The organism is Blautia sp. AF19-13LB (assembly GCF_003479105.1).
Classification (GTDB): domain Bacteria; phylum Bacillota; class Clostridia; order Lachnospirales; family Lachnospiraceae; genus Fusicatenibacter; species Fusicatenibacter saccharivorans.
The window spans coordinates 25,149-35,211 of sequence record NZ_QUGO01000026.1; the positions used below are offsets into that span (position 1 = coordinate 25,149).

Sequence of the window (10,063 nt, forward strand, 5' to 3'; positions counted from 1 at the left end):
AGAAAAGAAGCAGAAAATCCGGTTGTTCCAGCCGGTTTTCAGATCAGTCCGGCGGTCGGAACGCTTTTGGCTGTTCAATCTCCAGCCCAGACATCAGCCAGTTGAATTGCTGCCAGGTGAGCTGTCTTACTTCCGTACTGTTACGGGGCCAGCGGAACCGCCCCTGTACCTCGATGCGTTTATAAAGAAGTACAAACCCATCGGATTCCCAAAGTAAAGCCTTTACGCGGTCACATCTCTTCCCACAAAAGAGATACAAGGCTTTTCTGCGGGGATCCATATGGAGCTGCTTTTCAACGATAGCACACAATCCGTCGATTGATTTCCGCATATCGGTGTAACCGGTTATAATGTAGAGTTCATCGGCGGCTGTGATATCACCTAACATGGAAGCTCCTTCCATGCAGACAGCAGATGAACAAGCAGCTGGGGATCCGTCCCATTTGGAATCCGCAGAGTAATGCCATGAAAAGAAAGTTCCATAGCATCTGAAGTTCCGCAAATGGGACTTGGATATGTTTCCTGACAAAGCGAAGGCGGCTCCGCTGATGTCAGTTCTACTTTTACAACTTCCTGCCTGGGTACTGATCTGTTCTGAGGTTCCGTTTTCTCCGGAATAATAAGATCAGGATTCTGGCGCAGACGCCGCACCCAGTTATAAAAAGTTCCTGGGTGGATATCGTGTTCCAAGCACCACTGGTGATCAGAAAGACCGCTCTGGCGGCACTGCATGATCAATTGGTATTGTTCTTTCGCTGATATCCGTGGTTTTCTCATTCTGTTGCTCCTTCATAAGAGGTGAAGTGAAACGCTCGCATTTCCAGCATTGATTAGAGAGTAAAATGCTTGCATTTCCTAGCTATAATTATGAAGGTTATTTCAAGCTAGAGCAAGTCATCGAATTAAAAAGCGCTTACTAAGTATATCCTTATTTTCGCTTTATGGAGGAGTTATGGATTTTGTATATAGATTTCCTGTAGTTAGAGGACTTCAAGCCGGGACGGAATATTATATAGCAATGGTTCCATTAAAAATGTTGTCTAAATTGTTTCCGGTAGATGAAGAAGAATTTGTGTTGCCGGAGTATCGAGCACAAAGAAAGTTAAATGAAGCCAGAATTCCAATTATCAGCAAATATATATTGGATAATAGGGATTCCTATGTATTCTCGGCATTGGCAGCATCCATTGATGGTATGTTCTCTTATGAGCCTAGCAGTCAAAATGCAGATGCAGGTGTTTTAGAAGTTTCTATGGATGCCCATTTTTTAATAAATGACGGACAGCACAGAAAATCAGCTATTTTAGCTGCGCTAGAAGAGGATTCTTCACTTGAAGAAGAAACCATTTCAATTGTTTTTTATTCTGATCAGGGTTTGAAACGGAGTCAGCAGATATTTACTGATCTTAATAAAAATGCAGTAAAGACATCAAATTCTATTTCAGAATTGTATGACTCTAGGGATGAAATGGCTGTTGTTACGAGAAATGTTATTTGGAATATTGAATTTTTGAATACCTATACAGATAAAGAAAAGGATATTTTAGGAAAATATTCGTCGAGTCTTTTTACATTAAATACTTTTTACACAGCCAATAAGAGTATTGTGGGTAGAAATGATGTGAGTGAAAGCGAGCACTTCCTTTTGAACTTCTGGACACTGGTAGCAAAACATATGAAATTGTGGCAGGAATTACAAAACAGAGAAATTACGAAAGTCGATCTTAGAGAGAATTTTATTGCAACGCAAAGCATTGTAATTCAGGCGTTTGGCAGGGTTGGAAGTTATTTATATTTACATCAGAATGAAATGGAAAAAACAATGGCTAATATCGAAAAAATAAATTGGAGCCGAAATGCAAGACAATGGTATATGCGTGCGGTTGGTAAAAATGGACGTATTATTACTAATAAAAAAGCAGCATTACTAATTGCAAATGTTATTAAACAGCAGATAGGAATACCATTATCACAAGAAGAATTAAATGCAGAAGAGGCATTGAAAAAAATAATCGAAGAGTAGGGACAATAATATGGCAATTGCGAAAGAACGAATAGACGGATTGATCGTCACAATACAGAATCTATATTTAGCAGATGATATCCCGTGGATGATAGGTTATTCCGGCGGTAAGGATAGTACTGCAGCTGTTCAGCTTGTATGGATGGCAATGGAAAAACTCCCAGTAGAGGAAAGAAATAAGCCGATTCATATTATGAATACAGACACATTGGTGGAATCACCGGTGGTATCAAAGTGGGTAGAGAAATCATTAGAACATATGAGGATAGAAGCTGATAAAAAGAAGCTTCCTTTTGTTCCAGAACGATTGATCCCCGATTACAATAATACTTTTTGGGTGAATTTGATAGGAAGAGGATATCCGTATCCAAGAATGAAATATCGTTGGTGTACAGATCGATTGAAGATTCAGCCAGTAAATGACTTCATTAAGAATAAAATAGCTGAGCATGGTGAAGTGATTCTGGTTCTTGGAACAAGAAAGCAAGAAAGCTCAAGACGAAATAGAACCATGACCAATCTTGAAAAAAAGAGAGTTAGAGAATTGTTGAGTCCAAATCCAACGCTTGCAAACGAATTGGTATTCTCTCCAATGGAAGATTGGACAGATGATGATGTTTGGGCATTCCTGATGCAGTATAAAAATCCATGGGGTTATTCTAATATGGATCTTATGACCATGTATCGAGGAGCTACAGCTGATAATGAATGTCCTTTGCAGGTAGACAAATCTGCTCCATCGTGTGGCAAAAGTAGATTTGGATGTTGGGTGTGTACAATGGTCGAAAAAGACAAATCTATGGAAGCAATGATAGCAAATGATCAAGAGAAAGAGTGGATGACTCCGCTTCTCGAGTTTAGAAATGAATTTGGAAATGAAGATGGCGATCGAGAGAGAAGAAGTTTTCGGCGAATGAAAGGTAACTTGCAGGGAAATTATGGAAAGCTTTTTCATGGACCATATAAGAAAGAGTTCAGAGAACAATGGCTTGAACGATTATTAAGTATTCAGAAAGATATAAATGAAAATGGCCCTGAAGAATTTCGTGAACTTGAGCTTATTAGAATGCCAGAACTAATGGCTATTCGCAGAATATGGGTAAACGACAAACATGAATTTGATGATGCATTACCGAGAATATATGAGCGTGTAATGGGAAAGCAATTTGAAGATCCAAAGTGGATTCATAATGAAAATTTTGAATATGAAGAATGGGAAATATTGCAAAGAGTTTGTCAAGAGATGTATCCAGATGAAAAATTAGCTTTTGAAATGATGTATACGTTAATAGATTTGGAGAACAAAGCATCAGGAGTAAACCAGAGAAAAGGAATCCTTGACGACATTAATAATACAATAAGCAAGACTTTCTATAAAGATGAGGATGATGCAACTCAATTTTATTCAGACATGATGAGTCGTAGAAAAGAACATGGTGGTAAATATAATGAGAAGTTTTTGGATTACCAACCGCTTGAATCTGAATTTGAAGATGACGAGGAAGAATAACTTATGATAATAAAAAAGCTTCAATTACATAATTTTGGTGTATACGCCGGAGATAATGAATTTATTTTTGAAGGAAACAAACCGGTGGTTTTAATAGGCGGTATGAATGGAAGGGGTAAAACAACTTTTTTGGAGGCTGTTCTACTGGCATTATATGGTTCTAATTCTTTTGCATATTCGGAAAGTAAACAGAGATCATACATACAATATTTAAGATCTTTTGTTAATAGAGGATCAGACGATCAAACCTGTAGTGTAGAACTTGAATTTGAAATTAATAACGAGATAAAAGAAAATTATATCGTAAGAAGAGAGTGGGATGCCGTTAGTAAACGAACTAAAGAGCAGATACTTGTATATAAGGATGGGACGTATAATGAATTCTTGACCAACAATTGGCCGATGTTTGTTGAGAATATTTTGCCAAGTGCCTTATCTAGTTTCTTCTTTTTTGACGGAGAAAAAATAGCTGAGTTAGCGGTTGATAATACGAATATACAATTGAAAAATTCCATTCGCTCCATGCTTGGTATATCAGTTCTTGACGTGTTGAGTAATGATATTCTGCGTAACTTAAAAAAAGTAGACAAAATCGGAAGTGAGAAAAAATCCGTAGAGGAAATTCAGGTATTGCGTGAGGAAAAGGAATCGGCAATAGAAGCTCTAACTACTATTGATGCCGAAATAGAAAAAATGAATCAAAAGCTTATCAAGGATAACGATTCGTTAGAGGCATTACATCAGTTGTATACAGCGAAGGGTGGAGATGCAGTTGAAAAGAGACAGGAAACATTAAAAAAGAGAGCTGATTTAATGGCCGAACTATCAAACGTAGAAGATAGACTACATGAATTGATGGCAGATGCATTGCCAATGTTGCTGGTTGAAGATTTAGTGGTTGAAATTAAGTTGCAAGCGACGGATGAGCATACAGACTCGATTATGCAAGAGGCGGTGCTCCAGTTGGATAATATTTTTGAGGATTTTGCTGTAGAGTATTTAGGAGATAAAAAAGCAGGAATAGATTTCATAGAATATGTAAAAAAACATACAGAAGATAATCAGATCGAAACAGTGTATGGTTTATCGGAACAAGCTCTATTTCAAACTAATAATTTAGTTGAAGGAGTATTGAAGAATACTGCGGATGAAACGAAGATAATTATAAAGAAAAAGAAAAAATTAGTGAAGCAAATCAGTGAGTTTGATAGTTATTTAATGCTGGATATTAATGATAAAGAACTGAAGAATATTCATAAGAAAATAAAAGCAGCAGAGCAGGCGATTATCGATGATCAGGTAAAGATTGCTGAACTGGAACAAAGACGTGGTGCAGCAAATTCACGAGTGATGACTGCAACCTCAGAATTTGGCAAGTATGTTGAAGCGTATTTATCAACTGCAGAACTTAAAGATAGTTCGGATAGAATTATAAAGTATTCCAATATTGCATTGAATGTTATTGAAAAATACCGGATTGAGTTGCAAAAGAGGAAAACAAATATATTGGCTGCAACAATTACTGATTGCTATTTGAAACTAGCCAATAAGAAAAATTTAATTCAAACGATAGTAATGGATCCGGAATCTTTAGATCTTAGGTATTTATCTGAAAATGGTGCGGAGGTTCCGAAAGACTCATTATCAGCAGGCGAGCAACAACTTATGGTTATTTCGATTCTCTGGGCATTAGCACTATGCTCAAAGAAAAAGTTGCCGGTAATAATTGATACGCCATTGTCAAGATTGGATTCATTACATCGAACAGCGTTGATTACAACATATTTTCCAAATGCTGGAGAACAGACTATTATTTTATCAACAGATTCAGAAATAGATGCAGGGTATTATCAGTTGATGAAAGAAAATATAGGGGATGAGTTTACACTTAACTATGATGAAAATTCAAAGAGCACCTCTATCGAGAGAGGTTATTTGATTGGAGCAAAATTATGATACTGAAACAAGTACGCCTGTCACAACAGGCAAAAGATCAATTGTCCCGATTAAAAGGGAAAACGGGAATAAAAAATTGGAATATTCTTTGTAGGTGGGCTCTTTGCTATTCATTAAGTGAGAAGACATTGCCTACAGATATTCCTATTGTGGCTGATAGTAATTTGGAAATGTCTTGGTTCACATTTGGCGGAGAATATTATGAAATATATGAGGCTTTAGTGAAAGCTTGGTGCATTAAGATGAATCTTCCTACCGATGACGATACTGTGGCAAAATATTTTCATCTGAATTTAGAAAGAGGAATTGCGCATCTGTGTGGAACAGGATTCATTAAAAAAGCGGAAGATTTGGCAAAACTTGCAATAAAGGAGAAATAGATATGAGTGTGTACTTAGATTATAATGCCTCGGCTCCGATTGATGAAAGAGTTTTGGATCTGATGGTCGAAGTGTATAAAAATAGTGTGGGTAACGCTGATAGTCGGACACATAATTTTGGTGAGAATGCACGTAGTATTGTTGAAAATGCAAGGAAGCAAGTTGCAAGTCTGCTGCAGGTTAAACCGGATGAAATTTTTTTTACTAGCGGTGCGACAGAAAGCAATAATATCGCAATTCAAGGACTTAAAGAGTATGCGGAAAAAAGTAACAGAAAGCATATTATTACTACTGCTATTGAGCACAAGGCGGTGTTGGAGACAGTAAAGCATCTTGAGTCGGAAGGATTTGACGTAGACATTGTTTCTCCTGATTTAACAGGACGAGTGAGCGAAGAAAAGATTTTGGAAAAGGTTAAAGACAATACTCTTCTTGTAAGCGTAATGCATGTAAATAATGAAACTGGTATTATTCAGCCAGTGAAAGAAATCGGCGAAAAACTGCAAGAAAGAGGGATCCTTTTTCATATAGACGCAACGCAAAGTTGTGGAAAATTGGTAGAAGAGATCAGAAGCATAAAATATGACATGCTTTCTTTTAGCGCACATAAATTGATGGGACCGCAGGGTGTTGGTGTTCTGGTACTACGAAAAAAATCATACAAATTTCCTCCGGTGAAAGCAATTTTATATGGTGGGCAGCAGGAACGAGGCATCCGTCCGGGAACACTACCTGTTGCATTGGTTGCGGGATGTGGAAAGGCATGTGAAATAGCTGAATCTGAATATCAAAGGAATATTAAACATTCCCAAGATCTTAAAAATGAACTGTTAACGGTGCTTGATGAATCTGGCATACAATATCACTTTAATGGAGAACAGAACTATTGTGTCCCAAGTACATTGAATATATGTATTGATGGAGTGTCATCGGAGGCTCTTATGATATCGACAAAACAGTTTTGTGGAGTATCAAATGGGTCAGCGTGCACATCAAAAAGCTATTCCCCGAGCTATGTGTTGGTTGCAATGGGGATTGCAACAGAACAAATCGAAAGCTCTATAAGAATTAGCTGGGGGCCTAATACTGATAAGGAAGATGCGCTTCATAATTTCAAGGCACTATTGGAAATTGCAAAGCAAATAAAGAGTTAGGAAAGAAGGGGCAATATGGATCATAAATTGCATCTAGACTTAGTATATGAGAATAATTTGGATACAGACAAGTTTGCCCGTATGTTTAATAATAAAGCACAAAGCTATAAATTTTACTGGTTTGAAGCAATATTAAACCTAACGAAGACATCAGAAGAAGATCTTTCATTTGAGAATGTAATAGATGAGATGATCTGTGAAGCTTGGCATACAGTGACGCATTATCATCTTCGACTTGGTCCGACAGTTAATGGAAATGCAGCAAATTTTCTGGAACATGCCATTAACACATTAAACAATACTGTGTCAGATTTATCTCAGAATCCGTCAAAAGAAGAATTAAAGCAAGCTATAAGTGAATGTGAAAAGGAATTAAAAAGAGATAAAACTAGATTGACAGACTATGTCCCATATAAACTTTTATATCCATTTTTTGATGTTGAAGGAATGGAAGAGGAACTGTCGTATATTAAGAACGATAAACACAGTAGACTCATTGCATACATGGCAAAGTTATCTGGAGATGAGAATCTTTTCTATACCATTTTGGATGGTGTTGGATTACAAAAGAAAATTCGTATGAATCCTTATTGGAGAAAGTTTTTGCTGCAAAATTTCTCAGTTATTCAGAGAGATGAATGGAGTAAATCGTATAGACGATTTTGTGAAGATGTGTCTTGCAAGAGGTTGGCTGGTTCAGAGACTTGATATTGAAAATCAGCTGGATTTGTATGCTAAGGCGGAGGAAGAGATTGAATTTGAATGAGGCGCAAGCGAAAGGATTTAACTTATGAAAATCACATCAGGCCTCGGCTCCATTGATGACTATCCCCGTTACGTCCGCGCCGGTGCAGACGAGCTGTTCTGCGGTTACGTTCCATTTTCCTGGTCAGAAAAATACGGAACGGTTCTGCCGCTGAATCGGAGAGAGGTCTTAAACTATAATGTACAAATCGGATCGTTCAGTGAACTGGAAATTCTGGCTAATATGGTGCAGAAATATCAGAAGCCGGTGCATTTGACGTTTAATTCACTGTATTACCGGCCGGAGCAGTATGAAGAAATTACGCAGATCATCCAACAGTGCCGCAGCATAGGGTTTGACAGTTATATTCTTGCGGATCCCGCGCTGCTTGTGTACCTGCGAAAAGAAAAGATCGACTGTGAGGTGCATCTGAGTGGGGATTTGGGAACGGTGAATTCTGCGATGACAGAGGTTTTTGCGAAAGAATACCCGAAGAGGATCATTTTCCAGCGCAAAAATACGATCTCGGAAATGCGTGCAGTGATTCGGCATATAACTGCGCAGAAAGAAGCCGCTCGAAAAGAATGGACTTATCCAACGGAGTTCGAGGCATTTGCTTTGAATGAACTGTGCCAGTTCAGTGGTGCTTTCTGCAATTCCCTGCACTGCGATGAAATGGGATATCTTTGCCGGGTTCCTTACTGGAGAAAACCGGTGTCATGTGCCAACAGATGTTTTTCAGAAAACTTTTTGGAAAAGGATATAGCGCCGGACAAGAGAGTTTCAGTTCCGAAAGAGGATTCTGTATTGAAAAATGATCCTGAATTAGAAAGGGATTTGGCATTAGAAAATGATGCTGCATCGGAAACGACGGATCCAATATCAGATGATGGCTATCTCTGCGGCGCAACCGGCTGCGGCCTGTGTACATTAAAACAGCTTTCCGATGCCGGAATCACTCATCTGAAGCTGGTAGGCCGGGGAAATTATACCGATTTTATGGAGCGTGATATCCGAAATCTGCGCCGCACGCTGGAGATTCTGGAGGATTCTTCTACGGAAGAAGAATATATCCGAGCGATGAAAGCAGAGCTTTTTCCAAATGGATGCAGTCACATGTGCTATGCCAGATAAAATATGTCAACTCTTTCTGAAGTAATGCATTTGGGATTGACATATTTTTGTATCAAGGGTTAGTCCTCGAAAGAAAATGTAAGAAAGGCTCTGCGTATGCAGGGTCTTTCTTAATCTAAAGAAATAGTGGAGAACGTAATGAGAAATATTTTTCCAGCACGCTTTAATAATTAACATAGTGATGAATCGTATTCTGCGCCAGATGATACTGCTCCAGCGTCATGGCGATTTTCCCTTTTTTCAGGGAAATCACGCCATCCTCTTTTAGTTTGCTGATCGTTCGTCCCAGCGTTTTTACGGTAATACCGCATTCTTCGTAGAGCTCCTGCCGCGTTTTCTGAATTATGATTTCTTTTTTTCGCTCGATGCCAAGGTGCGCCGCCTGTTTTAGAATGTAGTCGAGCAGCAGGAAGTTTGGCGGATAGAAGAGTCGTGCGCCGCGGTTATAGGAGGAGCGGTACAGCTTGTATGCAATTTTGTGGGCGACCAGCCGCAGAAGCTGAATATCTTTGACAATCCAGTCCTCGAAGTCTTTCCGGGGAAAATAGACAACGGTTGTCTCGGTCAGTGTTTCGATTGTAACCGAAGTCTTTTCCATTCCGGCCAGGATCGTCACTTCTCCGACAAAATCGATCGGTTCGTTCTTTTCGATCATGAAAACATTGCCATTCTGAAATTCATTGATGACGCGGTGCTCTCCTTTGGCGATGATGCCAAACTTTTCCAGTTTATAATCTTTCTGGTGAATAATCGTTCCCGGCGGGTAGACACGGATCGTGTAACGGTTATGCAGTTCTTCCGGCATATGCTCGAAATAGGGGGCAAGTGCCGGAACTTCTTTGATCAGTTCTTCTAGTGTCATATTTTCTCGACTCTCTTTCCTTGGTGCAATCACAAAACCAGTTTTGCGTCTGGCATAGCTCATTTTGCGGTCAGACATCTACTGCGGTGAGTATATCACATTTTTTTTCATGGACGCAATGTCTGACTATGACTTTTTCAAAAAAAGAAAAGAAATCCTAAAAAAGAAGAAAAATTTCCCCGAAAACATCCCATATGTCCTTTTTTTCATACCGCGAATCCGCTAGAATACATCTTGTTCGTAAATGGTGAATAACCCGTCAACTTCCTGACATCTCCAAAATCTGGGATAATGGTGTG

Annotated in this window: 10 protein-coding genes; 7 read left to right on the forward strand and 3 right to left on the reverse strand. The window is 38.8% G+C overall.

From position 1 onward, the window contains the following. Positions 1-43: 43 nt before the first annotated feature. Both tnpB and tnpA read right to left on the reverse strand, forming a co-directional pair. Positions 44-388: an IS66 family insertion sequence element accessory protein TnpB gene (gene tnpB, locus DWX32_RS17510; protein ID WP_118594467.1), complete on the reverse strand. Its 345-nt coding sequence runs from the start codon at positions 386-388 to the stop codon at positions 44-46. Further along, the gene (tnpA, locus tag DWX32_RS20955) at positions 382-777 is read right to left on the reverse strand and encodes an IS66 family insertion sequence element accessory protein TnpA (RefSeq protein WP_118594466.1); all 396 of its coding nucleotides are present in this window, start codon (positions 775-777) and stop codon (positions 382-384) included. The genes tnpB and tnpA overlap by 7 nt, the downstream gene beginning before the upstream one ends. 175 nt (positions 778-952) lie before the next feature. Here tnpA and dndB point away from each other — a divergent pair, with 175 nt between their 5' ends. From dndB to DWX32_RS17545, 7 genes are all read left to right on the forward strand, one after another. Beyond that, the gene (gene dndB / locus DWX32_RS17520) at positions 953-2,023 is read left to right on the forward strand and encodes a DNA sulfur modification protein DndB (RefSeq protein WP_118594465.1); all 1,071 of its coding nucleotides are present in this window, start codon (positions 953-955) and stop codon (positions 2,021-2,023) included. A 10-nt stretch (positions 2,024-2,033) separates the two neighbouring features. After that, positions 2,034-3,533 (forward strand): DNA phosphorothioation system sulfurtransferase DndC, encoded by a 1,500-nt coding sequence (gene dndC, locus DWX32_RS17525; protein ID WP_118594464.1) that lies wholly within the window; start codon positions 2,034-2,036, stop codon positions 3,531-3,533. A gap of 3 nt (positions 3,534-3,536) precedes the next feature. Continuing rightward, positions 3,537-5,489: a DNA sulfur modification protein DndD gene (gene dndD / locus DWX32_RS17530; protein ID WP_118594463.1), complete on the forward strand. Its 1,953-nt coding sequence runs from the start codon at positions 3,537-3,539 to the stop codon at positions 5,487-5,489. Continuing rightward, the gene (gene dndE / locus DWX32_RS17535; protein ID WP_118594462.1) at positions 5,486-5,869 is read left to right on the forward strand and encodes a DNA sulfur modification protein DndE; all 384 of its coding nucleotides are present in this window, start codon (positions 5,486-5,488) and stop codon (positions 5,867-5,869) included. Before dndD ends, dndE begins: the two co-directional genes overlap by 4 nt. Positions 5,870-5,871: 2 nt before the next feature. Then, complete coding sequence (locus DWX32_RS17540; RefSeq protein WP_118594461.1) at positions 5,872-7,023, forward strand: cysteine desulfurase family protein; 1,152 nt, start codon at positions 5,872-5,874, stop codon at positions 7,021-7,023. 15 nt (positions 7,024-7,038) lie between these two features. Then, on the forward strand, positions 7,039-7,731 hold the full coding sequence (locus DWX32_RS19460) for a hypothetical protein (protein ID WP_147398222.1): 693 nt from the start codon (positions 7,039-7,041) through the stop codon (positions 7,729-7,731). A gap of 82 nt (positions 7,732-7,813) precedes the next feature. Then, positions 7,814-8,902 (forward strand): U32 family peptidase, encoded by a 1,089-nt coding sequence (locus DWX32_RS17545; protein ID WP_118594460.1) that lies wholly within the window; start codon positions 7,814-7,816, stop codon positions 8,900-8,902. Positions 8,903-9,065: 163 nt separating this feature from the next. On the opposite strand, the gene DWX32_RS17550 is transcribed toward DWX32_RS17545, so the two are convergent. Then, positions 9,066-9,764, reverse strand: a complete 699-nt coding sequence (locus DWX32_RS17550; protein ID WP_118594459.1) for a Crp/Fnr family transcriptional regulator — start codon at positions 9,762-9,764, stop codon at positions 9,066-9,068. Positions 9,765-10,063: the final 299 nt, after the last annotated feature.

What these genes read in the sequence shown, in the direction of transcription:
- tnpB (WP_118594467.1), bottom strand. Translation starts at nt 388, where the DNA reads ATGTTAGGTGATATCACAGCCGCCGATGAACTCTACATTATAACCGGT.
- tnpA (WP_118594466.1), bottom strand. Translation starts at nt 777, where the DNA reads ATGAGAAAACCACGGATATCAGCGAAAGAACAATACCAATTGATCATG.
- dndB (WP_118594465.1), top strand. Translation starts at nt 953, where the DNA reads ATGGATTTTGTATATAGATTTCCTGTAGTTAGAGGACTTCAAGCCGGG.
- dndC (WP_118594464.1), top strand. Translation starts at nt 2,034, where the DNA reads ATGGCAATTGCGAAAGAACGAATAGACGGATTGATCGTCACAATACAG.
- dndD (WP_118594463.1), top strand. Translation starts at nt 3,537, where the DNA reads ATGATAATAAAAAAGCTTCAATTACATAATTTTGGTGTATACGCCGGA.
- dndE (WP_118594462.1), top strand. Translation starts at nt 5,486, where the DNA reads ATGATACTGAAACAAGTACGCCTGTCACAACAGGCAAAAGATCAATTG.
- DWX32_RS17540 (WP_118594461.1), top strand. Translation starts at nt 5,872, where the DNA reads ATGAGTGTGTACTTAGATTATAATGCCTCGGCTCCGATTGATGAAAGA.
- DWX32_RS19460 (WP_147398222.1), top strand. Translation starts at nt 7,039, where the DNA reads ATGGATCATAAATTGCATCTAGACTTAGTATATGAGAATAATTTGGAT.
- DWX32_RS17545 (WP_118594460.1), top strand. Translation starts at nt 7,814, where the DNA reads ATGAAAATCACATCAGGCCTCGGCTCCATTGATGACTATCCCCGTTAC.
- DWX32_RS17550 (WP_118594459.1), bottom strand. Translation starts at nt 9,764, where the DNA reads ATGACACTAGAAGAACTGATCAAAGAAGTTCCGGCACTTGCCCCCTAT.